Below are 25,671 nucleotides of genomic sequence, written 5' to 3'. Positions count from 1 at the left end.
AGAATCAGGGGGTGACCACCCTCGCGCCCTCCCATCCGCTTTCCTCCGGCCGCACCTCGTCCAGCCCGCTCGTCCGGGCGTATCAGGGCGAGCGTCAGGAGGTGACGCCGGTCTGGTTCATGCGCCAGGCGGGGCGTTCGCTGCCCGAGTACCGCGAGCTGCGGGTCGGCACCCGCATGCTCGACGCGTGCCTCGACCCGGCGATGGCGAGCGAGATCACGCTGCAGCCGGTCCGTCGCCACGGTGTCGACGCCGGCATCTTCTTCAGCGACATCGTCGTGCCGCTGAAGCTCGCGGGCGTCGAGGTCGAGATCGTGCCCGGCAAAGGTCCGGTGTTCGCCCAGGCCGTCCGGACCGCCGAGGACGTCGCGCGTCTGACGTCGATCGACCCCGCGTCCCTCGGCGAGGACGTCTTCGCGCCGATCCAGGAGGCCGTCCGTCTGACGATCGCCGAGCTCGGCACCACGCCGCTCATCGGCTTCGCCGGCGCTCCGTTCACCCTCGCCGCCTACCTCGTCGAGGGCGGCCCGTCCAAGGACCACATCCGCGCCCGGACGCTGATGCACGCCGACCCGGAGGCCTGGTCGCGCCTGATGGAGTGGACGGCCGACATCTCGGGCGCCTTCCTGCGCGCGCAGGTGCTCGCCGGTGCGAGCGCCGCCCAGCTGTTCGACTCGTGGGCCGGATCCCTGTCGCTGCACGACTACGTGGCGTTGGTCGCGCCCGCATCCGCCCGCGCGCTCTCGCACGTCCGCGACCTCACCTACGAGCTTCCGGAGGCCGGAACCGCGACGGTGGAGGGCGAGGAGCCCGCCATCGACGCCGTCGTTCGCAACGTCCCGCTCGTCCACTTCGGTGTCGGGACGGGCGAGCTGCTCAAGGCCATGCACGAGGCGGGGGCGGACGCCGTCGGCGTGGACTACCGGATCCCCCTCGATGAGGCGAGCCGCCGACTTGGGCATGTCGTCCCGGTGCAGGGCAACGTCGATCCCGCGATGCTGGATGCGCCCTGGCCGGTGCTGGAGGCGCACGTCCGCGACGTCCTCGACCGCGGCCGCGAGGCGCCGGCGCACGTGCTGAACCTCGGCCACGGCGTCCCGCCGGAGACCGACCCCACCGTGCTGACCCGGGTGGTCGAGCTGGTCCACGGGTGGCGACCCGAGTGAGCGGCGAGGCCGATCCGATCGGGGACGAGCTCCGTCACGCGGTGGAGTCGCCGCCCACCCGCATCGTCGTCGTCGGCGGCGGGGTGGCGGGTCTGGTCGTCGCGCGCGAGTGCGCCCGGCCCGGCTTCGAGGTGACCCTGCTCGAGGCGTCCGACCGCGTCGGCGGCAGCGTCGCTCCGTTGTCTCTGCGCGGGATGACGCTCGACGCGGGTGCGGAGAGCTTCGCGACCCGGGGCGGTCATGTCGCCGAACTCCTCCACGACCTCGGGCTCGACGACGCGGTCGTCCAGCCGAACCCGTCCGGAGCCTGGGTGCGCCACGGCTCGCGCTCGGTGCCGTTGCCGAAGGCGGGACTGCTGGGCATTCCGAGTTCCCCGCTCGCGAAGGACGTCGTCGCGGCGATCGGCTGGGCGGGCGCCTTCCGCGCCTACCTGGACCGCGTCACCCCGGTCCTGAAGATCGGTCAGGAGCGTCGGCTCGGCACCCTGGTGCGCAAGCGGATGGGCCGCACGGTGCTGGAGCTGCTGGTCGCGCCGGTCGCGACGGGCGTGTACTCGGCGGCGCCGGACGACCTGGACGTCGAGGTCGTCGCGCCGGGCCTCAACGCGGCGCTCACCCGCCTCGGCTCCCTCTCCGGCGCCGTCGGCGAGCTGCGCTCGGCCTCGAAGGCGGGTAGCGCCGTCGGTGGTCTGCGGGGAGGGATGTGGCAGCTGCCGCAGGCGCTCGCCGCCGACATCGAGGCTCGCGGCGGCGCCGTCCGCACCGGAGCGGCGGTCGCCTCCGTCGCACGCTGGGAGCAGCCGGCCGAGGAGCCGCCGCAGGACACCGACGACGAGGCCGCGCCAGAGACCGAGGCAGAGACCGCGTCCGACGCCGCGCGACCCGGACGTTGGCTCGTGCGCACTATCGACGGTGACGCGGTCGTCGCCGACGTCGTGGTGCTCGCGTCGCCCGCCGACTCCGCGCTGCCGCTGCTCGCCTCCCTCGACGCGGCCCTCGCAGAGCTGGATGCGCTCGACTGGCCGGCCGCGTCGAGCGTCGAGCTGGTGACGCTCATCGTCGAGGACGACCGCCTCGCCGCGAGCCCGGTCGGCACGGGCGTGCTCGTCGCCGATGTCCCGGGTGCGGATGTGCGCGCGAAGGCGATGACCCACTCCAGCGCGAAGTGGGCGTGGGTCGCGGAAGCCGCAGGGCCCGGTCGTCACGTCGTGCGCCTCTCCTACGGCAGAGCGGGCCGACCGGCCGAGACGCTCGCCCTCGGCGACGCCGAGCTGCGGGCTCAGGCGGTGGCCGACGCCTCCCGGATGCTCAATATTCCGATCGCGGAATCCGCCGTGACGGCATTCGCCAGGACCCCCTGGACGAACGCCCTCCCTTATGCGACAGTGGGGCAGCGGGAACGCATCCAGCGGGTCCGCTCCGAGGTCGACGGCGTCGAGGGTCTCGAGGTCACCGGGTCCTGGCTGACCGGTACGGGCCTCGCCTCCGTCATCCCGGATGCGCGCCGGACAGCCGAGCGCGCGCGAGGTCTACGCTGGAGGGCTCTGACAGAGGCCCTCCACACGGACGACTGAACAGAGACCACGAGGACTCGAGACAGGGAGACGACATGCGCGGCAAACTCCTCTTCGTCGCCGGAGCGGCGGTGGGCTTCGTGCTCGGCGCTCGCGCCGGCCGGGAGCGCTACGAGCAGATCAAGGCGACGGCCGTGAAGGCCTGGCAGTCTCCGAGCGTGCAGAAGCAGGTGCACGCCGTCGAAGACTTCGTGGCCGAGAAGGTGGGAGAGTTCCCCGAGACGGCGTACATCACCGTCAAGAAGGCCGTGGTGCAGGCGAACCGCCGCCGTCGCGAGTCCCGGGCGCCGTATCCCTCCCGGCCCACGGTTTCGACCACCGGACAAGCGGACGGCCGTAGCGCGTCCTCGTTCTGACAGGGGTACTGTACGGAAGCGATGAGGGGAGACGCCGATGACCGACCGTGAACCGACGCCCGGCGAACGCGCCCGGGTCGAGCGCGCGCGCGCCAAGTCGGTCGCCCAGCTCGTCACCGACCTCCCGCGCCAGCTCGTCGAGCTCCTCACGGCCGAACTCAACCACCTGAAGGCCGAGTTCGCCGAGAAGGCGAAGTATGCCGGTGTCGGCATAGGGCTGTTCGCAGGGGCCGCCTTCCTCTTGTTCTTCGCGTTCGGCACGCTCGTCGCCGCGGCGATCCTCGGCATCGCCGTTGCACTTCCCGGCTGGGCCGCCGCGCTCATCGTCTTCGGGGCACTCGTCGTGATCGCCGTGGTGCTCGCACTGATCGGCGTCCGCTCCCTCAAGAAGATGGATGGCGTGGCACCGTCGCAGACGATCGACAGCATCAAGGAAGACGTCGACGCGGTGAAAGGACTGGGGAAGTATGACAACTGACCGCAGCGACGTCGACCGGGCGCGTTCCGAGCTCGCCGCCACCATCGAGGCGCTCGAGTACAAGCTCAACGTGCCCAGGCGCCTCACCGAGCGCGTCGAGCGCCTCCGCAGGGACAACCCGATCGCGCTCGCGTCTGCCGCCGCCGGAGCCGTGGCCGCGACCGCGCTCGCCGTCTGGGGCGTCGTCCGGCTGATCCGCCGGTGAGCGCCCGCTCGTTTTTGGCCTTCTCAGGTTTGAGAGGGAGACTGTGGGTATGAGTACCCCGGCTGCCGTTCCGGCAGAGTCGACCTCCCCCGACACCCCCAGCGACACCCCGACCGGCTTCACCCTCTGGGCAGTGCTGCGCCGTGACCCCGCCCGGCCCGACGACCTCGACGGCACCGACGTGCCCACCGCGGTCTCCGAGCTCGAAGGCGTCATCGCCGACATGGAGCTTCAGGGTGTGACCACCCGCGGCCTGTACGACGTCTCCGGCCTCCGCGCCGACGCCGACCTGATGATCTGGCTGCACGGCCCCGAGGCCGAGACCCTGCAGTGGGGCCTGCGCCAGCTGCGCCGGACCCGGCTGCTGAAGGCCCTGCTCCCCACGTGGAACGCCATGGGCGTTCACCGTGACGCCGAGTTCAACAAGGCGCACGTGCCGGGCTTCCTCCGTGGCAAGGCCGCGAAGGACTGGCTCTGCGTCTACCCCTTCGTCCGCAGCTACGAGTGGTACCTGCTGCCCGATGAGGAGCGCTCGCAGATGCTGGCCGAGCACGGCAGGAAGGGTGCCGCGTTCCGCCAAGTCCTGGCGAACACGGTGGCCTCGTTCGCCCTCGGCGACTATGAGTGGATCCTCCCGCTGGAGGCGGACGAGCTGACCGACCTCGTCGACATGATGCGCGAGCTCCGGTACACCGAGGCACGCCGCCACGTCCGCGAAGAGGTCCCGTTCTTCACCGGCCGCCGCATCCAGCCCGCCGAAATCGTGGAGGTCCTGCAGTGACCGAGGCACAGACCGATCAGCGGGTGCTGTTCGCGACGCCGGCCGCGGCCGCCGGGCCCGAGCACGTGACCGAGCCGGTCGCCTACGACGCGATCCTGCTGGCCGGCTTCGGCGGCCCGGAGGGTCAGGACGACGTCATCCCCTTCCTCCGCAACGTCACCCGCGGGCGCGGCATCCCGGAGGAGCGGCTGGAAGAGGTCGCGCACCACTACCGCCACTTCGGCGGCGTCAGCCCCATCAACGACCAGAACCGCGAGCTGAAGGCAGCGCTCGAGGCGGAGCTCGCCGAGCGCGGCATCGACCTTCCCGTGCTGTGGGGCAACCGCAACTGGGACCCGTACCTGGCTGACGCACTGCGCGAGGCCGACGAGCGCGGCTTCATCAAGCTCATCGCCATCGCGACCAGCGCGTACTCGTCCTACTCCAGCTGCCGTCAGTACCGCGAGGACTTCGCGGGCGCTCTGGAAGCCACCGGACTGGGGGAGCGCATCCAGATCGACAAGGTGCGCCAGTTCTTCGACCACCCCGGCTTCGTGGAGCCGTTCATCGAGGGCGTCCGCAACGCCATCGACGAGCTGCAGCAGAAGCTCCCCGGGCTCGACCCGGCGACCGAGGTGCGCATCCTGTACTCGACGCACTCCATCCCGTCGAGCGACGCCACCCGGTCCGGCCCCGCCGAGCGCGGCTTCGGTGACGGGGGCGCCTACGCGGCGCAGCACCTCGCGGTCGCGGAGGTCGTCACGCACGCTGCGACCGGCGGAACCGTCGAATGGGATCTGGTCTACCAGTCGCGCTCCGGGCCGCCGTCGATGCCGTGGCTCGAGCCGGATATCAACGACCGCATCGCAGAACTCCCCGCGCTGGGCGTCAAGGCGGTCGTCATCGTGCCGCTCGGGTTCGTCAGCGACCACATGGAGGTGCTCTGGGACCTCGACAACGAGGCCATGGAGACCAGCGACGAGCACGGACTGGTCGCCGTCCGCGTCCCGACCCCGGGCACGCACGCCGCGTACGTGAAGGGTCTGGTCGACCTCGTCCTCGAACGCCGCGACGGCGTCCCCACCGAGGAGCGTCCCGCGGTCACCTCGCTCGGCCCCTGGTACGACGTGTGCCGTCCGGGATGCTGCGAGAACGTCCGCCTCGGATTCAAGCCGGCGGCAGCGGGGCTCGCACCGTGAGCGGCGCCGTGACGAGGGTCGACGGCGACGCCGAGCGCCGTGAGGGCGTCCTGCGCGTCGGTACGCGCGGCAGCGCACTGGCGGTCGCCCAGACGACGGCGGTCGCCGAGTCGATCGCCCGGGCCACGGGCCTCGATGTCGAACTCGTCACGGTGACCACGCAGGGCGACACCTCGCGCGAGTCGCTCGCGCAGCTCGGCGGAACGGGAGTGTTCGCCACCGCCCTCCGCGACGCGCTCCTCGCGGGCGACGTGGATCTGGTCGTCCACTCCCTGAAAGACCTTCCGACCGCTCCCGCCACCGGCCTCGTGGTCGGCGCGATCCCGAAGCGCGCGGACGCGCGGGACGCCCTCGCAGCCCGCGACGGGCTCACGCTGGAGACCCTGCCCGAGGGCGCCCGGGTCGGCACCGGATCGCCCCGCCGCGTCGCGCAGCTGAAGTCGCAGCGCCCCGACCTCGATGTCACGGACCTCCGCGGCAACGTCGACACGCGTCTCAGAATGGTCGCCGAGGGCGAGTTGGATGCGGTGGTCCTCGCGGCCGCCGGGCTCACCCGCCTCGGCCGCCTCGACGCCGTGACGGACTATTTCCCCCTGTCGCTCATGCCGACGGCTCCCGGTCAGGGCGCGCTCGCGCTCGAGGTGCGCGCCGGGGACGAGAAGGGCCGCGGGCCCATCGCGCGCGCGCTCGCCGCAGTGGACCACGTCACCACCCACGCCTCCGTCGTCGCCGAGCGCCATGTGCTCGCCGGACTCGAAGCGGGATGCGCTGCACCGATCGGCGCCACGGCGATCGTCGATGACGGCCTCCTGTTCCTGACGGCGACGGTCTACCGTCCCGACGGCACCGAGCGGCTGACCGCATCCCACGCGGCCACTCCGGACTCGCTGAGTTCGGCCCACCTCCAGGAGGCCGCGCTCGACGTCGGCGCCCGGGTGGTCGCCGAACTGCTGCAGGCCGGCGCTGCCGACCTGGCACCGCTGGGGAGCAGCCGATGACCAATACGGCTCCCATCCCCAAGCCCTTGGCCGGTTGGCGCGTCCTCGTGCCACGCGGCGGCCCGTGGGGCGACTCCGTCGCGGCCGACCTCCGGTCGAAGGGGGCCTCTCCCGTCGTCGCGGCGATGATCAACTTCGCGCCGACCGCCGACGCGCCCGCGCTCGAGAGGGCGCTGGCCCGGCTCGCGAACGGCGAGTTCGACTGGATGACCGTCACCAGCGCCACCACGGTCGACGTCCTCAGCGCCCAGCGCGCGGTGGTCCCGCCGACGACTCGCGTCGCCGCTGTTGGCGAGACGACGGCCGCCGCCCTGGCGGCCGCCGGGTATCACGTCGACCTCGTCCCCTCCGAGGACAACTCGGCCCGCGGTCTGCTCGACGAGTGGGAGGCCGCGACGCAGGGCGCCTTCCCGCTGCGCGTGCTGACGCTCCGGTCCGAGATCGCCAAGCCGCTCCTCACCGAAGGGCTCCGCCGCATCGGGCACGAGGTCGAGTCGGTTGTCGCCTACCGCACGGTCGGCGTCCCGGTGCCGGAGAGCGTGGTGGACGATGTCCGCGACGGGCTGGTGCAGGCCATCCTCGTGACCAGCGGCTCGGTCGCCGAGCAGGTCCAGCAGCAGCTGGGACCGGTGCCCGAGTCCACACTCATCGCGGCGATCGGTCCGCAGACCGCACGCGACGCCCGGTCCTTCGGACTCCGTGTGGATGTGATCGCCGAGGAGCGCACAGCCGCCTCCCTCATCGACGCCGTCGTGCAGGTCGCGCAGTCCCGTGCCGCGGCCGACGCGGCCGACGCCTGACCCGACGTTCCCGGAGCCGTTCGCTGGGAGGGTGCTCAGCGTGGCGGGCGTAGGCTGATGTGAGTGAGTGAACTGCATCCCGTCATCCGACCCCGACGGCTGCGGCAGTCCCCGGCGATGCGCCGGCTGACCGCCGAGACCCGCCTCCACCCCTCCGAGCTGATCCTCCCGCTGTTCGTGCGCGAGGGCGCCGCCGAGCCCGTCCCGATCGGTTCGATGCCGGGCGTCTCGCAGCACAGTCTCGACTCGCTGAAGCGCGTGGCGAACGAGGCGGCCGAGGCCGGCGTCGGCGGGCTCATGCTCTTCGGTGTGCCCGAGACGCGCGACGCGATCGGCTCGGCCGCGACCGACCCGGAGGGGATCCTGAACGTGGCGACCCGCGTGCTCGCCGACGAGGTGGGCGACGCGCTGGTCGTGCAGACCGACCTGTGCCTCGACGAGTTCACCGACCACGGCCACTGCGGAGTCCTGGATGCACGCGGTCACGTCGACAACGACGCCACCCTGCTCCGCTACCGCGACATGGCGATTGCGCAGGCCGAGGCCGGCTCGCAGCTGCTGGGCCTCAGCGGGATGATGGACGGCCAGGTCGCCGCCGTGCGCGAGGCGCTCGATGACGCGGGCCACACCGATGTCGTGATCCTGGCCTACTCGGCCAAGTACGCTTCCGGCTTCTACGGTCCGTTCCGCGAGGCGGTCGACTCGCAGCTCTCCGGCGATCGCCGCGCCTATCAGCAAGACCCGGCGAACCGCCGCGAGGGCCTGCGCGAGGCGCGCCTCGACCTCGAGGAGGGCGCCGACATCCTGATGGTGAAGCCGGCGCTCAGCTACCTCGACGTCCTCAGCGATGTCGCCGCCATGAGCGACGTCCCCGTGTGGGCGTACCAGGTGTCGGGGGAGTACGCGATGGTGGAGGCTGCGGCAGCGAACGGCTGGATCGACCGCGACCGCATCATCGAGGAGACCCTGATCGGCGCCCGCCGCGCCGGCGCCGACGCGATCATGACCTATTGGGCGACCGAAGTGGCGGGATGGCTGCGATGAACGACGTCAATCTGGAGCAGTTCGAGCGCGCGCAGCGCGTCATCCCGGGAGGGGTGAACTCGCCCGTGCGCGCCTTCCGCTCGGTCGGCGGCACCCCGCGCTTCATCGTCTCGGCCCGCGGGCCGTACGTCACCGACGCGGACGGCCGCGAGTACGTCGACCTGGTCGCGTCGTGGGGTCCGGCGATCCTCGGCCACGCGCATCCCGCCGTCGTGGACGCGGTGCAGCAGGCCGCCGCGCGCGGACTGTCGTTCGGCGCATCCACTCCGGCCGAGACCCAGCTCGCGGAGGCCGTCATCGGCCGCGTCCCGTTCATCGAGAAGCTGCGGCTGGTCTCCACCGGCACCGAGGCGACGATGACCGCGATCCGCCTGGCGCGCGGCTTCACCGGTCGCCCGCTGCTCATCAAGTTCGCGGGTCACTACCACGGGCACTCCGACGGCCTGCTGGCCGAGGCCGGCTCCGGCCTCGCCACCCTGGCCCTCCCGGGGTCCGCCGGTGTGACGGAGGCGACGGCAGCGCAGACGATCGTGCTGCCGTACAACGACCTGGATGCGGTGCGCGCGGTCTTCGAGGCGCAAGGCCCCGACATCGCGGCCGTCATCACCGAGGCCGCCGCCGCCAACATGGGCGTCGTCCCGCCGGACGAGGGCTTCAACGCCGCCCTCACCGACCTCGCCCACGAGTTCGGTGCGCTGCTCATCCTCGACGAGGTGCTGACCGGCTTCCGCGTCAGCGACGCCGGGTTCTGGGGACTCGACCGCGGGTACACGCCCGACCTGGTCACCTTCGGAAAGGTCGTCGGCGGCGGGATGCCCCTTGCGGCTCTCGGCGGACGGGCCGAGCTGATGGACTTCCTCGCGCCCGCCGGCCCCGTCTACCAGGCGGGCACGCTCTCGGGGAACCCGGTCGCGGTGGCCGCCGGCCTGGCGACGCTCGCGAACGCGGACGAGTCCGTCTACGACCGCCTGGACACCGTCGCCGAGACCGTGTCGGCGGCGACCTCCGACGCGCTGTCCGCCGCCGGAGTGGCTCACCGCGTCCAGCGGGCCGGAAACCTGTTCAGCTTCGCCTTCGGCGACTTCGAGAATGCTCCGCGCACCTACGCCGAGGTGCAGCGCCAGGAGGCGTACCGGTACCGCGCGTTCTTCCACACGATGCTCGACCAGGGCGTCTCGCTGCCCCCGAGTGTCTTCGAGGCCTGGTTCGTCACCGCCGCCCACGACGACGCGGCCGTTGCGCGCATCCTGGACGCCCTCCCGGCCGCCGCGCGCGCCTCCGCCTCCGCGACCCCCGCTCTCCCGCCCACTCCGTGATCCGCTGAGGTGCTCGTCGTCGTCCCCGACGCGCCGTCGCGGGCCGCAGCTTTGAGCACCTCACGGTCACTCGTCCGAGGCGGACGGTTCCCGCGAGAGCGATTCGACGTAGGTGTAGGTGGCCGAGGCCGGCCAGCCGTCCGCGTCGAGCAGTGCGTACACGTCGAAGTTGAGCGTCCCACCGCCCCCGGCGGCTCGTCGCAGCGTGCGCGGCGGCGCATCCGACGACGACCGCACGGTCACCGTCTGCGGCTCGGCGCCGGAACGCAGAAGACGGGCGCGGAAGGTGGTGGTCCGGGTCATCCCACCACTCTCCCACGCCCGTCGGGGCGGACGGAGTGCCGTCGCTAGGCTTGCCCGTGCGACGCGCGCGACCGCCGCGACAGCGAGTCGATGATCACTGCGAGCAGCAGCACGGCGCCCGTGATCATGAAGCGGTAGGACGAGTCGAGGTTCATCAGCGTCAGGCCGTTCGAGATCGACTGGATGACCAGGATGCCGAGCAGCGCAGACCACGCCGACCCGCGTCCGCCGAACAGGCTCGTGCCGCCGATGACGGCCGCCGCGATCGCGTTCAGGTTGGTGTCCGTGCCGCCCGAACCCGCGCCGACCGACGCGAGGCGCGCCGCTGCGAGAAGGCCGCCGACCGCTGCGAACGTCGAGCAGAGGATGAACACGCTGATGAAGATGCGGTTGACGTGGATGCCCGCTCGGCGGGCCGCCTCCACCGATCCGCCGACCGCGAAGACCGCGCGGCCCCAGCGCGTACGGGTGAGCAGGAAGTTCATCACGATCACGAGGATGACGAAGAACAGGAACATCGCGCCCGTCCCGCGGTCGGTCGAGAGGTACCAGACGCTGATGCACAGGCCGATCAGCAGCAGCACCGCCTTGATCGCGACGACCGCCACGGAGCCTTCGGACAGCCCGGCCTTGCGCCGCCGGATGTTCCGTCGCCAGTCGGAGAGGAACATCCCGCCCGCGGCGATCACCGCCAGGGTGTAGGCGGCCCACGGCGGGAGGAACCACTGCTGGGCGAACTTCACGATCCACGAGTCGTACGGGATGTTGATCGAGCTGTTCGCTCCGAGGATCCACAGCTGCAGGCCGAGGAAGCCGAGCAGACCGGCCAGCGTGATCACGAAGCTCGGCACCCCGAACCGGGTGAAGAGGAAGCCGTACAGCAGGCCGATCGCCGATCCGGCGAGGATCGCGACGATCACCGTGAGCCAGAGCGGCCAGTGCAGCTGCGTGAAACCGACGCCGAGGATGGCCGCAGACACACCGCTGACCGAGCCGACCGAGAGGTCGATCTGGCCGAGCAGCAGCACCAGGACGATGCCGATCGAGATCGTGCCGATCGCGGCGCACTGGAGCGTCAGGTTGACGAGGTTGTTCGCGCTGAGGAAGTTCGGGTTGAGGATCTGGAAGACCACCCAGATCACGATCAGCCCGATCACGACGGGGAGCGACCCCAGGTCGCCGCCGCGGACGCGTCGCCCGAAGGCGCGCGCCGCGCCACCGAGTCCCTCGTCGCGGATGAGTCGCTCGTCCTGCAGGTCCGCCGCCAGCTCGGCCGGCGTCTCCGTGGCCGCGGATGGGGTTGCCTTGCTCATGCTTCCGGGCTCCGTTCGATGGATTCTTCGGCCTCCATGAGGCGCTCGGCGCGGCGCACGACCACGTTGTCCGTGGCGCCGGTGATGGCGGAGATGATCTCTTCGTAGCTGACCTCCGGCACCCGGAAGTCGCCGTTGTTGCGGCCGAGGCGGAGCACGGCGACGCGGTCCGCGACCGCCTGCACGTCGGCCATGTTGTGGCTGATCAGGATGACGCCGAGGCCGCGCTCGCGCAGGCGCTCGATCAGGTTCAGCACCTCGGCGGTCTGCGCGACGCCGAGCGCGGCGGTGGGCTCGTCGAGGATGACGATGCGCGGGTCGCCGATCAGCGAGCGGGCGATGGCGACGGTCTGCCGCTGTCCTCCCGAGAGCGAGGCGACGGCGATCCGGACGGACGGGATGCGCGCGGAGAGCTGCCGCAGCAGGCTCCACGACCGCTTCTCCATCTCCTCCTCGTCCAGCGTTCCCTTGCTGATCTCGCGGCCGAGGAAGAGGTTCGAGACGACGTCGAGGTTGTCGCAGAGGGCGAGGTCCTGGAACACCGTCGCGATGCCCAGTTCGCGCGAGGCGGCGGGGGAGGGGATGTTCACCTCCTGGCCGTCGAACTCGATCGTCCCCGCATCCTGCGGGTGCACACCGGCGAGGATCTTGACGAGCGTCGACTTTCCGGCGCCGTTGTCGCCGACGAGAGCGACGACCTCTCCCGGGTAGACGTCGAGGTGGATGTCGGTGAGCGCTTGGACGGCGCCGAACCCTTTCGAGACCCCCCGCAGGGAGAGGACGGGGCGGCGGGCCGACCGCTCGTCGTCCACGATCGCGGATTCCATGGTCACGGCGTTCTCCTTCGAGCTGTGCGCAGCATGCTTCCTGTTCTCAGGGTAGAGCGGAACCACCCGGCCCGGGACGTCCCTTCTCCGATGGAGGGGGCGTATCCCGGGCCGGGAGGAACCGTGTTCGGTTACTTGATGCCGTACTTGTCGCAGGCTGCCTTGTAGTCAGCCGTGCAGATCTTCGACGCCGAGTCGGTGCCGTAGAAGTTGTCCTTCACGACCGTGCTCTCGATGTTGTCCGTCGTCACCGCGACCGGGGTCAGCAGGAACGACTGGATGTCCGCGCCGCCCGCGGTCTTGACCGTGGTGTCGCCCTTCGGCTTCTCGCCCTTGGTGAGCGAAACGGCCAGCTCGGCCGCCTTCTCAGCCTCCGGCTGGAGGGCCTTGTAGACGGTCATGTACTGGTCGCCGGCGAGGATGCGCTGGATACCGGCGAGCTCGGCGTCCTGACCCGTGACGGGCGGGAGCGGGCTCACGTTGGCCGCCTTCATGGCCGCGATCGCGCCACCACCGGTGCCGTCGTTCGCGGCGTAGACGCCCTTGATCTGGTCCTTGAACTGCGAGACCTGGCCGGACACCCAGTCCTGGGCCTTGGCGGGGTCCCATCCGGGGGTGTCGAACTCGGCGAGCACCTTGTAGCCGCTGGGGTCGATGACGCTGTGCGCGCCCTTCTTGAACAGCGTGGCGTTGTTGTCCGTCGGCGAGCCGTTGACCATGAGGATGCCGGCGCCCGAAGCGACACCGTCCTTCTTGAGCTTGTCGACCAGCGCCTGTCCCTGCAGCTGACCCACCTTCTCGTTGTCGAACGAGATGTAGTAGTTGCTGTCCGGGCTGTTGATCAGACGGTCGTAGGAGATGACCGGCACATTCTTGGCCTTCGCCTCGCCCACGATGGATGCGGCGGCCTCACCGTCGAACGGGTCGAGCACGAGCACCTTGACGCCCTGCGTCAGCATCGACTCCGCCTGCTGCTGCTGCTTGCTGGCGTCGCCGTCGGCGTTCGCGTAGAGGACCTTGCAGCCGGAGCAGAGCGACTTGACCTTGGCTTCGAAGAAGGGCTTGTCCGCCGCTTCGTACCGGGCGGTGACGGAGTCGGGGAGGAGGAGCCCGATCTGGGCGTTGGCGGCGTTCGCGGAGCTTCCGCCGGAGCTGTTTCCGGAACCGTTCGAACACGCTGTGAGGGTGACGGCTGTGAGCAGGATCGCGGCCGACGCGATGACCGCTCTCTTGGTGGCGATCTTCATTGAAAAACCTCCGATTCGGGACCGCCTTCGTTGGCGGCTGGGTTGAGTGTCCCAGCCGAGGGGTATGGCGTCAAGAGTTGAAGCCAATGGATTCGGTAACGGTTCGAGACGTCTTCGGGGGCCAACGCAGGGGGACGTTCAGAACGCGACGCCGTCGGGAGAGAGCGAGACGCAGTCGACCGCGTAGGCGACGGCCCCGAGCGTGGCCGCGCGCACCCCGAGCTGACCCTGCACGATGTCGGGCATGAGGTCGGGATTCACGATGATCGAGCGCTCGACCGCGTGCCGCATCGGGCCGAGCAGCAGTTCTCCGGCGCGGGAGAGCTCGCCGCCGACGATGACGCGTTCCGGGTCGATCAGGTTGCACAGGTTCGCGGTGGCGACGCCGATGTGCCGTCCCGCGTCGGCGATGGCGCGGATGCAGCGCGCATCCCCGGCCATCGCCTGCAGCACCACGTCGCCCAGCTTCAGGCTGCCGAGGTGATCGCGCAGCTCGTCCATGATCGCCGGTCCGCCCGCGAGCGCCTCCAGGCAGCCGCGGTTGCCGCAGCGGCAGAGCGGTCCGTTCTCGCGGATGGTGGTGTGGCCGAACTCCCCGGCAACGCCGTGGTTCCCGCGGAACAGCTGCCCGTTCAGCAGCAGTCCGGCCCCGATGCCGTCTCCGATGTCGAGGGTGATCGTGTTCCGCTTCCCGCGGCCGGCTCCGAGTCGGGACTCGCCCAGCGCCCCGAGATTGGCGGCATTGTCGACGAAGACGGGGCGCTTGATGCGTCGCTCCAGCGATTCGGCGACGACCACGCCGTCCCAGCCGCGCATGATCCCGCTGCGCGCGATCGTGCCGGTCGCGCGGTCGATCGGCGCGGGGAGAGCGATCCCGACAGCCAGCAGGTCGTCGTGGGAGGCGTCCACCGACTCGAGCATGTCGTTGAGCAGCAGCGAGACCTTGTCCAGCTCGTTGTCGGCGCGGTGATCCTTGGCGAGCGGCATGTGGTTCTCGGCGACGACCGTGTTGGCGACGTCGGCGAGGGCGACGCGCAGGTGTCGCGTCGAGAAGTGGACGCCGACCACGAGCCCCAGGGCGTGCGCCAGGGTGACGTGCTGAGCGCGCCGGCCCGAGCGGATGCTCTGCGCGGTATGCAACACGCCGGAGGTCGAGAGTTCCTTGACGATGTTGGACACCGTTGCGGGGGAGAGGCCGGTCGCACCGGCCAGTTCGACCTGGGTGAGGCCGCCGTGCTTCTTGATGGCGTCGACGATGCGGGCTCTGTTGGCTTCACGAAGTGAAGTCTGCGAGCCCGGAGTTCGTCGCTGCGTTGCCACGACGAGAAGGATACATGCCCAGGGAACGGGCATCCTCCACGGGAAAGTAATGCCTTTGTGAGATTCCTGAGACCCGAGCGGGCGACGGGCTTGGCAGGATAGAGACATGGCCGACTTGCACGTTCACCCCGACCGCCTGGAGATCCACTTGACCAGGGCCGAGAAGGTGCTGGCCGTGAAGCGGGAGGATCTGGTCGTGCCGCGCGACAGCATCCGCTCGGTGGCGATCACCGAGGACCCCTGGATCTGGATCCGCGGCATCCGCGCACCGGGTGCGGCCGTCCCGCTCACCCTGTCGATCGGAACGTGGAAGTTCCACGGAGGCAAAGACTTCCTGCTCATCAAGGGCAAGCAGCGGGCCGCGGTCGTGATCGACCTCGACGGCGAGGAGTACTCGCGCATCATCGTGTCCACCCCGCACGCCGCACGCCTCGTGGAGGCGCTGCGCGTCGACGGCAGCGAGCTCGCGGCCGACGGCGAGTTCATCGAGTAGGCGCGTTCTCCGCGATCACGAACAGGATCAGGCCGACCAGCGGCAGGCCGCCCTGCAGCAGGACGGCGCCCCAGAGCCGGCGACCCGTCGTCAGGAGTACGAGCGACGCGAGCACCATGCAGATGCCGCAGAAGAAGATGAGGCCGAAGCCCACCTGGCGCAGGGTCGTCCAGTAGAGGAGCAGGCCGACCACCGAGCCTCCCGCGAGGAACAGGTTGTAGAAGCCCTGGTTGTACGCCATCGGACGCACGACGTCCGCATCCCGCTGGGACGTGAGGCCGAACCGTCGCCAGACGCCGGGCGCCGACCAGAGCACACTCTCCATCGCGAAGAAGACCACGTGCACGACGGCAGCCGCGACGATGAAAAGGGTGCCGATGATGGCCATGCCCGGAGGATACGCTGCCCATCATGGAGACGCTGAACACGACGTGCGTGATCGTGGGGGCCGGGCCGGCCGGGATGATGCTCGGTCTGATCCTCGCGCGCAACGGTGTGGATGTGGTGGTGCTGGAGAAGCACGCCGACTTCTTCCGGGACTTCCGCGGCGACACCATCCATCCGTCCACCATCGGTGTGCTGGGCGAGCTGGGGCTGCGCGATCGGTTCCTGGGGTTGCCGCACACCAGCGTGAGCACGCTGGACATCGTGGTCAACGGCAACCGGCTCCACCCCGTCGACTTCAGCCGGCTCGCCCCGCCGGACGACTTCCTGGTCCTGGCGCCGCAGTGGGACTTCCTCAGCTTCCTTGCCGATGAAGCCGCGAAGCATCCCAATTTCCGGCTGTTGATGCAGACCGAGGCGACCGAGCTGATCTGGGAGGGCGGCGCCGTACGCGGAGTCGTGGCGGGCGGGCCGGCGGGCCTCGCCGAGATCCGTGCACGACTCGTTGTCTCCGCCGACGGGCGCTCGTCGGTTCTGCGCGAACAGGCGGGCCTCCGGCCGCGCACCTTCGGGGTGCCGATCGACGTGCTCTGGTTCCGCATCCCGAAGCCCGAGGATCTGCCGCCGCACACCCTGGCCTACGTGGGGACGGGCGGGATGGTAGTCACGATCGAACGCCAGGATTACGTGCAGGCAGGCCTCATCATCCCGAAAGGCGGCTTCGACCAGCTTCGGGAAGCCGGCCTGGAGACCTTCCGCAGCGCGGTCGCGAGTCCGGCGCCGCACCTGCGCTCTGTTCTCGACACGATCACCGACTGGGATCAGGTCAAGCTGCTGAGCGTGCAGATCGACCGCCTGGCCCGGTGGTACCGGCGGGGATTCCTGGCGATCGGAGACGCGGCCCACGCGATGTCACCGGCGTTCGGCGTCGGTGTCAACTATGCAGTTCAGGATGCGGTCGCGACGGCGAACGCCCTGACGGAGGCACTGCGCACGCTGGGGCCGGTGGGTCGGGCAGGCGGAGCCCCGCCCTCCGGCGATGGCGCGGACGACGGCGTCGATCTGCGTCTGCTCGACGGGATCCAGCGGCGGCGGACGCCGGCGGTCGCTGCGATGCAGCGCATCCAGCTCGCCGTCCACCGCTCCCTCTCACGGCCGGAGGGTGTGCGACTGCTGCCCGAATCCCTCCCGGGTGCCGCGCGGGTGGCGATCGCCGGCGTGACGCCGGTCGTGCAGCAGGTCAGTTCGCGGCTCATCGGCCGAGGGCTGCGTCCGGAGTCGGTCGCCCCGTCGCTGCGCTAGTGCGGCGTCGGCTAGCGTCAGCCCGGCGTCAGCTCTGGCCGGTGGCGACGCCCACCAGGAGCAGGACCAGCCCGATCAACGGCAGCGTCCCCTGGATGATCGCCGGCCGCACGTAGCCGCGACCGGTCGTGGTGAGCACGATCGCTGCGGCGAGCATGCTGGCGGTCGCGAAGATGATCAGCGCCAGTCCGGCCGCGTGCTGGCCGACGCCGTACAGGATCAGCCCGACCACGGCGCCGATGGCGAGGAAGAGGTTGTAGAAGCCCTGGTTGTAGGCCATCGGCCGGGTCGTGTCGGCGGCCTCCTGGCTGGCGACGCCGAACCGCTTCCAGACGGTCGGGCGGGTCCACGCGATGCTCTCCATGAAGAAGATGGCGATGTGGAGCGCGGCGGCGAGGGTGACCACGACGGTGGCGAGCACGATCATGGCGTCAGCATACCGAGGGGTCTGCCCGCGCGATCCGAGTGCCGGACTGGCCGTTTTCCTCTCGTCACGCGCGGACGTCGACGACCGTTCGCCCGCGCAACCGCCCGGCGAGGATGTCGTCCGCCGCCGGGATCGCATCGGCGAGCGCGATGAACCGCGTCATCGCCGCGAGCGACTCCTCGTCGAGGTCGGTGGCAAGGCGACGCCACGCCGTCTCCCGCATCGCCACGGGCGCCTCCACCGAGTTGATTCCGATCAGCGAGACCGCACGCAGGATGAACGGCATGACAGTGGTGGGAATGTCGGGGCCCTGAACGAGGCCGCACGCCGTGACGGTGCCGCCGTACCGCGTCTGGGCGAGAGCCGTCGCGAGCGTCTGGCTGCCGACGGAGTCGACGACGCCGGCCCAGCGCTGCGACTGCAGCGGTCTGCCGGGCTGGTCGAGCTCGGAGCGATCGATGATCGCATCGGCGCAGAGATCCCTCAGGTAGCCGTCCATCTCCTCCACTCGGCCGGTGGATGCTGTGACCGGGTAACCCAGTTTCGACAGCAGCGCGATGGCGATGGACCCGACACCGCCGGACGCACCGGTGACGAGAATGCTGGAGCCACTGCGCGTCACCTCCTCCGGATCGACGCCGTTCCGCTCGAGTGCGAGCACGGCCAGCATGGCGGTGAAGCCCGCGGTGCCGATGGCGGCGGCCTGCTCGGAGGTGATCGAATCCGGGATGCGGACGAGCGCGTCGCCGCCGACGCGTGCCTTCTCGGCCAGACCGCCGTGGTGGGTCTCGCCGAGCCCCGAGCCGTTGAGGACGACCCGGTCGCCCGGCCGCCAGCGCGGATCGTCGGACCGTTCCACCGTGCCGATGGCGTCGATGCCCGGGATGAGAGGGGAGGTCCGCGCGACGCCGGGGCGTCCGCCGATCGCCAGCCCGTCCTTGAAGTTGAGGTCGGAGAACTCCACCGCGATCGTCACCTCGCCGGGCATGAGGAAGGAATCGGTGAGGTGCCGGACCTCCGCGGTGTGGGCGGCGATCCGTCCCCCCTCGACCTCTTGCTCGATCACGATGGCCCGGAAGTCGCTCATGGCCTCACCCTACGCCGGGGCGGAGAGCCGTCCCGGGTCGCTCTGCGCCGTCGGCGCGCTCGGCGCGCTCGGCGCGCTCAGTTGAGCGGCTGGGTCCCCGTGGGCAGCACTCCGCCGGCGTAGAGCTCGAGGGCGGTGTTGCGCAGGGCGGTCAGGGCGACCCGTTGCGTCCACGGACCGTACGACGCCCGCGCCACCCCCAGCTCCTGCAGTCGCTGGGGGTGGACGGAGCCGGGGACGGCGATGACGCTGAGCTTGCGCTCGCCGAGTCCGCCCACGAGCTGCTCGATCGTCCCCTCGTCCAGCTTGCCCGGGACGAACACGCAGGTCGCGCCCTCGTCGAGGAAGGCGCGGCCGCGGCGGATGGCCTCTGTCGTCTTTTCGTGCTCGGTCGGAAGCGCATCCCGCAGGAACACGTCGGTCCGCGCGTTGAGGGCGAACGGCACACCCTCCGCTTCCGCTGCGCGTACCGACGCGCGCACCGCCTCGACGGCCTCGTCGAAGGGCCGCATGCGATCCTCGAGGTTCGCCCCGACCGCACCGACGCCGATCGCGCGCCGGATCGTCTCGCCCGCGTCGCCGTAACCGCTCTCTAGGTCCGCGCTGACCGGCAGGTCGGTGGTCGCGACGATCCGGCCGATCATGTCGAGCATGAGGTCGAGCGGGATGTTCTCCCCGTCCTCGTAGCCGAAGGTCGCGGCGATCGAGTGGCTGGCGGTGGCGAGCGCTCGCGTGTCGGGAAGGTCCGCCACCACGCGCGCGCTGATGGCGTCCCACACGTTGACGACCTGGAGGAGTTCGGGGGCGTCGTGCAGGCGGCGCAGTTCGGCGCCGCGGTCCTGGATGCTGGTCATATCGTCACCCTACGACGCGGCTCGTCGTCGCCCTAGGATGGCGGCATGGCCCGGACCGGGGAGCCGCAGGAGGTGCCGAAGAGCCGTTCGGCACTCGGCCACCGCGCGTCCAGGAGCAGCGTCGTCGACTACCTGTTCTTCGTCCTCGGGGGTCTTTCGGCGGTCTGGCTCGCCTGGCTGGTGCTCACGGAGAGCTTCGAGTGGGGCTGGTTCCTCATCCTCTTCTTCGTGGTGTTCTGGGTCGTCCTGGCCTACCTGGTGCTGCCGCGCCTGCATCGCATCCTGACCGAGATCTACGTCCCGGACTACTTCATCGGCCGCGCGCGCACCAGCGACGGGCTGCTCGGCGACCCCATCAACCTCGCGCTGCTGGGCTCGGAGGCGCAGCTCGACGACGCCATGCGGGAGGCGGGATGGACGCGCGCCGACGACATCACCGCCCGCTCGAGCCGGCGGATCATCACCTCGACGCTGCTTCGACGGAGCTACGACGAGGCGCCGGTGAGTCCGCTGTTCCTGTTCGGGCGCCAGCAGGACGTCGCGTACCAGCAGGAGGTCAAGGGCAACCCGGCGAAGCGGCATCACGTGCGCTTCTGGCGCTGCCCGGACGGCTGGTTGCTGCCCGGCGGCCATGCCGCGGACTGGCTGGCCGCCGGGACGTTCGACCGCTCGGTCGGCTTCTCTTTGTTCACCCTCCAGATCACGCACAAGATCGACGCGAACACGGATATCGAGCGGGACCACATCGTCTCGACGCTCGTGGATGCGGACGTCGGGGTCGAGGTGTCGGTCATCCGCGACTTCTCGACCGGTTACCACTCGCGCAACGGCGGCGGCGACACCATCGAGACCGACGGCGACCTGCCGGTGATCGATCTGAGGAAGGTGCCGGTGGATGCGCAGGGCGTCACCGTCGCGGCGGATGCGGATGCGCGACGCCTCGCGCAGGCGGAGAAGCGGCCGGTCCCCACCACGCTGGGCGTCCTGCTGATGACGCTGCGTGTGTTCGCGGGCGCCCTCTACATCGCGTTGAACGTGCTCGACTGGCATCGCTTCGTCCAGTCCGAGGTGTCCGCGGGGTCCCTGACCCCGAACGAGGAGAGCACGGCCAGCCTCGTTCTCGGGATCGCCATGGGCCTGTTCGGCGCAGGACTGATCCTCTACTTCCTGCTGGCCCTGCTGGTCTTCTCCGGCAGCAACTGGGCGCGCATCGCGGCGATGTCGTACAGCTCGCTCATCATCGTCGTGTCGGCGATCGACTTCTTCAACGGCGGACCTCAGGTCTCCCTGCGGAACAACCTCCTGGGGCTGGCGCTCGACATCCTGGTGGTGCTGGCCCTCTCGTCGAAACGGTCGCGGTTGTGGGCGCGGCGCCCTCGCTCACGCGGGCGTGCCGGCGTGGCGCCCGTCGTCGGCGAGGTCGATGCGACGCCCGTCTCGCAGCCCGATCTGACTAGTTGAGCTTCTTCCCGTCGGTGCCGCCCGCCTTGAGGGCGGACTCCTCGGCGTCGAGGAAGGCGAGGACGGAGCGCACCGCCGGCTCCTGATACCGCCCCTCCGCGCGGGCCTCGAGCACCGCTTGTCTCTCGGCGACGATCATCGTGCGGCGCAGCTTCCGGTATTCGAGGGGCAGGTCGGGCCCGTCCTCCGGCGCAGGATTCTCTAGCGCGTCCGAGAGGAACAGCGCATTGATCCGCAGCCGCTCGATGACGCGGTCGTCCTCGCCGCCGGTGACCTGCGACTCCAGATGCTCGAGTCCGGCGGACTGAGCCTCGGCCAGCAGCCGCTGCATCTCGCTGGCCTCCTGAGCGAAGTCGGGCGGTGGCAGGTGCAGCCGTCGGATGACCCACGGCAGCGCCAGCCCTTCGAGCAGGGTGCCGACCACGACCACGAATGCCAGGAACTGCAAGAACTCGCGGTGCGGTGTCGCTGCCGGCAGCAGGAACACCGCGGCGAGGGTGACCACACCGCGGATGCCCGCGAACGAGACGGCGATGCCCGTGGGCCACGACCATCCACGTTCCCGCAGACGTCTCGGACCGTAACGGTAGAGCGAGGTCGTTCCAACCATCCACAGGAACCGCGCCAGGAAGATGGTCAGCAGCACAACGATGCTGATGACGATCGTCTGCGGGATGGTGATTCCCGACGTGAACGCCGCACTGAGAATCGACCGCAACTCCAGGCCGATGAAGAGGAAGACCGCGTTCTCGAGCAGGAAGCTCACCGTCCGCCAGTTGATGGTCTCGGCGATGCGGGCTTCCGCGGTCTGGATGGTGGGGGAGCGGTAGCCGAGGTACAGCCCCGCGACGACGACCGCGAGCACCCCCGAACCGTGGAAGAGCTGCGCCGGGATGAACGCCAGGTACGGCGTCACGAGCGCGAGCGAGGTGTCGAGCACAGGCGACCGCAGCTGCTTGCGGATCGCCGCGAGCAGCACCCCGACGAGGAGGCCCACCCCGACGCCGACGACGACCGCCAGGATGAAGTCGGTGCCCACCGCGATCGGATTCACCACGCTGACGATCGCGGCGATGCTCGCGTTCAGCGCGACCAGAGCGGTCGCATCGTTGAGGAGGCTCTCGCCTTCGAGCACCGTCACCAGCCGCCGGGGGAGCCCGCCCCGGCCGGCGACGGCCTTGACGGCGACGGTGTCGGTCGGCGCGACGACCGCGCCGAACGCGAAGGCTGCCGCGAGGGTGATGGCGGGGACGACCAGGAACGTCGCGAAGCCGACCACCACGACGGTGAAGGCGACGAGGCCGACTGAGAGCAGGAGGATGCCGTCGCGCCTGGCGCGAACATCCACGATCGATGTCTGGATGGCCGCCGCGAAGAGAAGGGGCGGCAGCAGACCGAACAGCACGACTTCCGGCTCGAGGGCGACCTGGGGCACACCCGGGATGAAGGAAGCGGCCGCACCGACGAAGACGAGCGCGACGGGTGCCGACCAGCCGACCCTGCGGGACAGCCCGGTTACCGCGACCGTGACGACGACGAACGACACGATCCAGACGATGGTGGAGACCGGATCCATGGTGTTCATGATGGCGGCAACGCGGAGGCGCCGCCAAGGTTTCCCATCGGCCCGTGGAGAACGCGTTCGCCCTCAGCGATGTGAGCGGTTGTCCGGATGCCGCGTCACGCGGCGTGCTCGGCGCAGACCGCCGTGTCGCAGTCGTCGCAGACCACGAGCTGTTTCCGGCAGGACAGGTCGGCGCAGTTGCGCATCCGGCTGGTCGCTGTTCCGCAGGTCGCGCAGCGTCCGAGCACGGCGGCATGGTCGCTGAACGTCAGGGATCCTCGCCCGTCGAAGACGTAGAGGGAGCCGTCCCAGAGTCCGTCGTCGCCGTACGCCTCGCCGTAGCGGGCGATGCCGCCCTCGAGCTGGTAGACCTCCTGGAAGCCGCGCGTGCGCATGAGCGACGATAGGACTTCGCAGCGGATGCCGCCGGTGCAGTAGGTGACGACCGGCTTGTCCTTCAGGTGGTCGTACGCCCCGCTCTCGAGTGCGGCCACGAATTCGCGGGTGTTGGCGACATCCGGCACGACCGCGTCGCGGAAGCGCCCGATCTCCGCCTCGAAGCGGTTGCGGCCGTCGAAGAACACCACGTCGTCGCGATCGGCGACCAGCTGGTGCAGTTGGCCGGGGGCGAGGCGCTCGCCGCCTCCGACGACGCCGTTCTCATCGACGCGGAGTTCATCCGGTGCACCGAACGAGACGATCTCGTCGCGCACCTTGACGGACAGCTTGGGGAAATCGGTGCTGCTATTGTCCGCATTCAGTCCGGATCCTTCGCTCCATTTGGCGTCGAGCTGTCGGAAGGCCTTGTATTCCTTCGTGACCCGCAGGTAGCGCTTGAGCGCGTCCAGTTCCCCGCCGAGTGTCCCGTTGATGCCGTCCTCGGAGATCAGGATGCGCCCGCGCAGGCCCAGGTTCTCGCAGAGTTCCCGCTGCCAGAGCCGGATCGCCTCGGGGTCGGGCAGCGGCGCGAACACGTAGAAGAGGAGGATTTTCGGGACGGGCACCGCCTCATCGTAAGCGAGTGCTTCCCGGCGAGCACCGATCGTAGGATCGTGGAGGATGTGAACGCGTGAAGTCTTGTTCGCCTGCCGTTCAGGCAGATGGGACAGTGTCGTGACGTTCCCCGGGGCGCTCCCCGTTACAGAAAGGCGGGTTGTTGCGAACCCTAGTCATCATCCCGACCTACAACGAACGGGAGAACGTCGGCTCGATCGTCGGACGGGTGCGTGCGTCCGCGCCCGATGCGGATGTCCTCGTCGTCGACGATGGCTCCCCGGACGGGACCGGCGAACTCGCCGATGCGCTCGCCGCGACCGACGCCAACGTGCGGGTGCTGCATCGCGGCGGGAAGGACGGCCTCGGCGCCGCCTATCGTGCGGGGATGCAGCTGGCTATCGATGCGGGGTACGAGGCGATCGTCGAGATGGATGCGGACGGCTCCCACCAGCCCGAGCAGCTCCCGCGACTTCTGGATGCACTGCGCTCCCTCGGTCGGCCGGACGGCGCGGATGTCGTGCTCGGCTCCCGCTGGGTCGAGGGCGGGGGCGTGGTGAACTGGCCCGCCCGTCGGCGCCTGATCTCGCGGGGCGGCAGCGCGTACTCGCGTATCGCCCTGGGGCTTCCGGTCCGGGATGTGACGGGCGGCTACCGTGCCTTCACCGCTGACGCGCTGCGCCGACTGCATTTCGACCGCACCGAGAGCCAGGGTTACTGCTTCCAGATCGATATGACGCGTCGCGCGTACGACGCGGGCCTGTCGATCGTCGAGGTGCCGATCACGTTCGTGGAGCGTGAGCGCGGCGCCTCGAAGATGGGCGGCGGAATCGTCGTCGAGGCGATGCTCCGCGTGACCCTGTGGGGCGTGACGGGCCTTCCGCGACGTTTCCGGAAGCGCCCGGCGCCTGCCGAGGTCGAGGCGCCGCGCCCGGCGTAACCTGGCGCCATGGCCAACGATCCCCTGGAGCGCTTCCGCTCCGTTCCCTCCTTCACCGTCTCGAGCAACGACTTCACGGATGGTGCCGCCTTCTCTCGCGAGCAGTGGGCGACCACCTCCGGTGGCGGCGGCATCTCGCCTCACCTCTCGTGGAGCGGCTTCCCCGCGGAGACGAAGAGTTTCGCCGTCACCATTCATGATCCGGACGCTCCGACCGGTTCGGGCTTCTGGCACTGGGCTGTCTTCAACATCCCCGCCTCGGTCACGGAGCTCGCCGCCGACGCCGGCGCAGAGGGCGGAGCGAACCTCCCGGAAGGTGCCGAGATGCTGTCGAACGAGCTGCGATCCAAGAGCTTCACGGGAGCGGAGCCGCCGGCGGGTACCGGAACCCACCGCTACGACATCGTCGTGCACGCCCTCGATGTGGACCACCTCGACATCGACCCGCAGTCGACCCCGGCAGTCCTCGGCTTCAACGCGCACTTCCACGTCCTCGCCCGCGGCGTCACCTCTGCGGTGGCCACCTCCGGCGACATCTGATCCCGTCCCGGTCCTGCGACGCCTGCCGGCGTGGAGCACCGCCTGCCGGCGTCGAGCGTCGCCTCAGTGCTTGACGCCGGTGAAGGCGAGCACGCCGCCGAGCCCGATCATCAGCACCCCGCCCGTGGCGCCCAACCGCTCAACGCGCCGGGGCGACCGCCCGAACCACTGGCGAGCCGTTCCCGCGGCGAGCGCCCACACGCTGTCGAACATCAGCGCGAGCACGAGGAACACCACTCCGAGCTCGAACAGCTGCAGGGGGATCGCGCCCGCGCGGTAATCGACGAACTGCGGAAGCACCGCCACGAAGAACACGAGCGACTTCGGATTCGTCAGCCCGACGACGAACCCTTCGCCGAGGATCCGCAGCCGCGACCGCCGTGGAGGAGTCGCCTCGTGCGTGACGGCGGTGTGCCGCCTGTGCCGGATCGCCTGGATGCCCAGGTAGACGAGGTAGGCGGCACCCGCGAACTTGATGACCGTGAAGAGCACCAGCGACTGCGCAACGATGGCGCCGATCCCGAGCGAGACCGCGATGACCAGCGGCAGCATCCCGAGCGCGTTCCCGAGCACGCTGAGGAGACCTCCGAGCCGCCCCAGCGCGAGCGAGCGACCGATCACGAACAGCACGCTGGGCCCAGGGATCACGATCAATGCGATGGACGCCAGCGCGAACGCCAGCAGCGATGGACCCGGAACCATGTGCTGAGCGTAGGGGAG

The 25,671-nt window shown here is 70.1% G+C and carries 28 protein-coding genes; 16 read left to right on the top strand and 12 right to left on the bottom strand.

Features of this window, described 5'->3' with window-relative positions; translation table 11 throughout:
- The first annotated feature begins 11 nt into the window (after positions 1 to 11).
- The 11 genes from hemE to hemL all read left to right on the top strand — a co-directional run bounded on the left by hemE (position 12) and on the right by hemL (position 9,896).
- A complete protein-coding gene (hemE, locus tag QRN40_RS06215; protein WP_285114657.1) occupies positions 12 to 1,166 on the top strand; it encodes a uroporphyrinogen decarboxylase in 1,155 nt (384 codons plus the stop codon).
- Entirely contained in the window at positions 1,151 to 2,740 is a 1,590-nt protein-coding gene (locus tag QRN40_RS06210; RefSeq protein WP_285114656.1) for a protoporphyrinogen/coproporphyrinogen oxidase, read from the top strand. The genes hemE and QRN40_RS06210 overlap by 16 nt, the downstream gene beginning before the upstream one ends.
- A gap of 35 nt (positions 2,741 to 2,775) precedes the next feature.
- Entirely contained in the window at positions 2,776 to 3,096 is a 321-nt protein-coding gene (locus QRN40_RS06205) for a hypothetical protein (RefSeq protein ID WP_285114655.1), read from the top strand.
- A gap of 37 nt (positions 3,097 to 3,133) precedes the next feature.
- Positions 3,134 to 3,574 (top strand): phage holin family protein, encoded by a 441-nt coding sequence (locus QRN40_RS06200; protein WP_285114653.1) that lies wholly within the window; start codon positions 3,134 to 3,136, stop codon positions 3,572 to 3,574.
- Positions 3,564 to 3,779: a DUF3618 domain-containing protein gene (locus QRN40_RS06195; RefSeq protein ID WP_285114651.1), complete on the top strand. Its 216-nt coding sequence runs from the start codon at positions 3,564 to 3,566 to the stop codon at positions 3,777 to 3,779. Before QRN40_RS06200 ends, QRN40_RS06195 begins: the two co-directional genes overlap by 11 nt.
- Before the next feature lie 49 nt (positions 3,780 to 3,828).
- The gene (gene hemQ, locus QRN40_RS06190; protein WP_285114649.1) at positions 3,829 to 4,560 is read left to right on the top strand and encodes a hydrogen peroxide-dependent heme synthase; all 732 of its coding nucleotides are present in this window, start codon (positions 3,829 to 3,831) and stop codon (positions 4,558 to 4,560) included.
- Positions 4,557 to 5,738, top strand: a complete 1,182-nt coding sequence (locus QRN40_RS06185; protein ID WP_285114648.1) for a ferrochelatase — start codon at positions 4,557 to 4,559, stop codon at positions 5,736 to 5,738. The genes hemQ and QRN40_RS06185 overlap by 4 nt, the downstream gene beginning before the upstream one ends.
- Positions 5,735 to 6,736: a hydroxymethylbilane synthase gene (gene hemC, locus QRN40_RS06180; RefSeq protein WP_285114647.1), complete on the top strand. Its 1,002-nt coding sequence runs from the start codon at positions 5,735 to 5,737 to the stop codon at positions 6,734 to 6,736. The genes QRN40_RS06185 and hemC overlap by 4 nt, the downstream gene beginning before the upstream one ends.
- Positions 6,733 to 7,536, top strand: coding sequence for a uroporphyrinogen-III synthase (locus tag QRN40_RS06175; RefSeq protein WP_285114646.1), 804 nt, complete (start codon positions 6,733 to 6,735; stop codon positions 7,534 to 7,536). The genes hemC and QRN40_RS06175 overlap by 4 nt, the downstream gene beginning before the upstream one ends.
- A 72-nt stretch (positions 7,537 to 7,608) precedes the next feature.
- On the top strand, positions 7,609 to 8,580 hold the full coding sequence (hemB, locus tag QRN40_RS06170) for a porphobilinogen synthase (protein ID WP_502878934.1): 972 nt from the start codon (positions 7,609 to 7,611) through the stop codon (positions 8,578 to 8,580).
- On the top strand, positions 8,568 to 9,896 hold the full coding sequence (gene hemL / locus QRN40_RS06165) for a glutamate-1-semialdehyde 2,1-aminomutase (protein ID WP_285114645.1): 1,329 nt from the start codon (positions 8,568 to 8,570) through the stop codon (positions 9,894 to 9,896). The genes hemB and hemL overlap by 13 nt, the downstream gene beginning before the upstream one ends.
- A gap of 66 nt (positions 9,897 to 9,962) precedes the next feature.
- On the opposite strand, the gene QRN40_RS06160 is transcribed toward hemL, so the two are convergent.
- From QRN40_RS06160 to QRN40_RS06140, 5 genes are all read right to left on the bottom strand, one after another.
- Positions 9,963 to 10,199, bottom strand: a complete 237-nt coding sequence (locus QRN40_RS06160; protein ID WP_285114644.1) for a hypothetical protein — start codon at positions 10,197 to 10,199, stop codon at positions 9,963 to 9,965.
- A gap of 44 nt (positions 10,200 to 10,243) precedes the next feature.
- A complete protein-coding gene (locus QRN40_RS06155) occupies positions 10,244 to 11,512 on the bottom strand; it encodes a sugar ABC transporter permease (protein ID WP_285114643.1) in 1,269 nt (422 codons plus the stop codon).
- Positions 11,509 to 12,339, bottom strand: a complete 831-nt coding sequence (locus QRN40_RS06150) for an ATP-binding cassette domain-containing protein (protein ID WP_285117449.1) — start codon at positions 12,337 to 12,339, stop codon at positions 11,509 to 11,511. Before QRN40_RS06150 ends, QRN40_RS06155 begins: the two co-directional genes overlap by 4 nt.
- Before the next feature lie 131 nt (positions 12,340 to 12,470).
- Positions 12,471 to 13,586, bottom strand: coding sequence for an ABC transporter substrate-binding protein (locus QRN40_RS06145; protein WP_285114642.1), 1,116 nt, complete (start codon positions 13,584 to 13,586; stop codon positions 12,471 to 12,473).
- A 138-nt stretch (positions 13,587 to 13,724) separates the two neighbouring features.
- Positions 13,725 to 14,906, bottom strand: a complete 1,182-nt coding sequence (locus QRN40_RS06140) for an ROK family transcriptional regulator (protein WP_285114641.1) — start codon at positions 14,904 to 14,906, stop codon at positions 13,725 to 13,727.
- Positions 14,907 to 15,012: 106 nt separating this feature from the next.
- On the opposite strand from QRN40_RS06140, the gene QRN40_RS06135 reads away from it, so the two are divergent.
- Positions 15,013 to 15,399 (top strand): hypothetical protein, encoded by a 387-nt coding sequence (locus QRN40_RS06135; RefSeq protein ID WP_285114640.1) that lies wholly within the window; start codon positions 15,013 to 15,015, stop codon positions 15,397 to 15,399.
- Here QRN40_RS06135 and QRN40_RS06130 read toward each other — a convergent pair.
- The gene (locus tag QRN40_RS06130) at positions 15,389 to 15,787 is read right to left on the bottom strand and encodes a DUF1304 domain-containing protein (protein ID WP_285114639.1); all 399 of its coding nucleotides are present in this window, start codon (positions 15,785 to 15,787) and stop codon (positions 15,389 to 15,391) included. The genes QRN40_RS06135 and QRN40_RS06130 overlap by 11 nt on opposite strands.
- Positions 15,788 to 15,810: 23 nt before the next feature.
- On the opposite strand from QRN40_RS06130, the gene QRN40_RS06125 reads away from it, so the two are divergent.
- Complete coding sequence (locus QRN40_RS06125; protein ID WP_285114638.1) at positions 15,811 to 17,085, top strand: FAD-dependent oxidoreductase; 1,275 nt, start codon at positions 15,811 to 15,813, stop codon at positions 17,083 to 17,085.
- Positions 17,086 to 17,113: 28 nt separating this feature from the next.
- Here QRN40_RS06125 and QRN40_RS06120 read toward each other — a convergent pair whose 3' ends face one another.
- From QRN40_RS06120 to QRN40_RS06110, 3 genes are all read right to left on the bottom strand, one after another.
- Complete coding sequence (locus QRN40_RS06120; RefSeq protein ID WP_285114637.1) at positions 17,114 to 17,512, bottom strand: DUF1304 domain-containing protein; 399 nt, start codon at positions 17,510 to 17,512, stop codon at positions 17,114 to 17,116.
- Positions 17,513 to 17,576: 64 nt separating this feature from the next.
- Positions 17,577 to 18,599 carry an MDR family oxidoreductase gene (locus QRN40_RS06115; RefSeq protein WP_285114636.1) on the bottom strand — a complete coding sequence of 341 codons (1,023 nt, stop codon included), beginning with the start codon at positions 18,597 to 18,599 and terminating at the stop codon, positions 17,577 to 17,579.
- 77 nt (positions 18,600 to 18,676) lie between these two features.
- Entirely contained in the window at positions 18,677 to 19,453 is a 777-nt protein-coding gene (locus tag QRN40_RS06110; protein ID WP_285114635.1) for an isocitrate lyase/PEP mutase family protein, read from the bottom strand.
- A gap of 45 nt (positions 19,454 to 19,498) precedes the next feature.
- On the opposite strand from QRN40_RS06110, the gene QRN40_RS06105 reads away from it, so the two are divergent.
- A complete protein-coding gene (locus tag QRN40_RS06105) occupies positions 19,499 to 20,914 on the top strand; it encodes an LssY C-terminal domain-containing protein (protein WP_285114634.1) in 1,416 nt (471 codons plus the stop codon).
- On the opposite strand, the gene QRN40_RS06100 is transcribed toward QRN40_RS06105, so the two are convergent.
- Together QRN40_RS06100 and trhO are read right to left on the bottom strand one after the other, a co-directional pair.
- Positions 20,907 to 22,490, bottom strand: a complete 1,584-nt coding sequence (locus tag QRN40_RS06100) for a cation:proton antiporter (RefSeq protein ID WP_285114633.1) — start codon at positions 22,488 to 22,490, stop codon at positions 20,907 to 20,909. The genes QRN40_RS06105 and QRN40_RS06100 overlap by 8 nt on opposite strands.
- Before the next feature lie 104 nt (positions 22,491 to 22,594).
- The gene (trhO, locus tag QRN40_RS06095; protein WP_285114632.1) at positions 22,595 to 23,482 is read right to left on the bottom strand and encodes an oxygen-dependent tRNA uridine(34) hydroxylase TrhO; all 888 of its coding nucleotides are present in this window, start codon (positions 23,480 to 23,482) and stop codon (positions 22,595 to 22,597) included.
- 152 nt (positions 23,483 to 23,634) lie between these two features.
- On the opposite strand from trhO, the gene QRN40_RS06090 reads away from it, so the two are divergent.
- Together QRN40_RS06090 and QRN40_RS06085 are read left to right on the top strand one after the other, a co-directional pair.
- Positions 23,635 to 24,411, top strand: a complete 777-nt coding sequence (locus QRN40_RS06090; protein WP_285117448.1) for a polyprenol monophosphomannose synthase — start codon at positions 23,635 to 23,637, stop codon at positions 24,409 to 24,411.
- 9 nt (positions 24,412 to 24,420) lie between these two features.
- Positions 24,421 to 24,951 (top strand): YbhB/YbcL family Raf kinase inhibitor-like protein, encoded by a 531-nt coding sequence (locus QRN40_RS06085; protein ID WP_285114631.1) that lies wholly within the window; start codon positions 24,421 to 24,423, stop codon positions 24,949 to 24,951.
- A 63-nt stretch (positions 24,952 to 25,014) separates the two neighbouring features.
- Here the strand turns inward: QRN40_RS06085 and QRN40_RS06080 are convergent, their stop codons facing one another.
- A complete protein-coding gene (locus tag QRN40_RS06080; protein ID WP_285114630.1) occupies positions 25,015 to 25,653 on the bottom strand; it encodes a LysE family translocator in 639 nt (212 codons plus the stop codon).
- Between the last annotated feature and the right edge of the window lie 18 nt (positions 25,654 to 25,671).

The organism is Leifsonia sp. fls2-241-R2A-40a, assembly GCF_030209575.1.
Lineage (GTDB): Bacteria > Actinomycetota > Actinomycetes > Actinomycetales > Microbacteriaceae > Leifsonia.
Note: the sequence above shows the minus strand (reverse complement) of the source record. Positions and strands in the feature narration are given on the sequence as shown.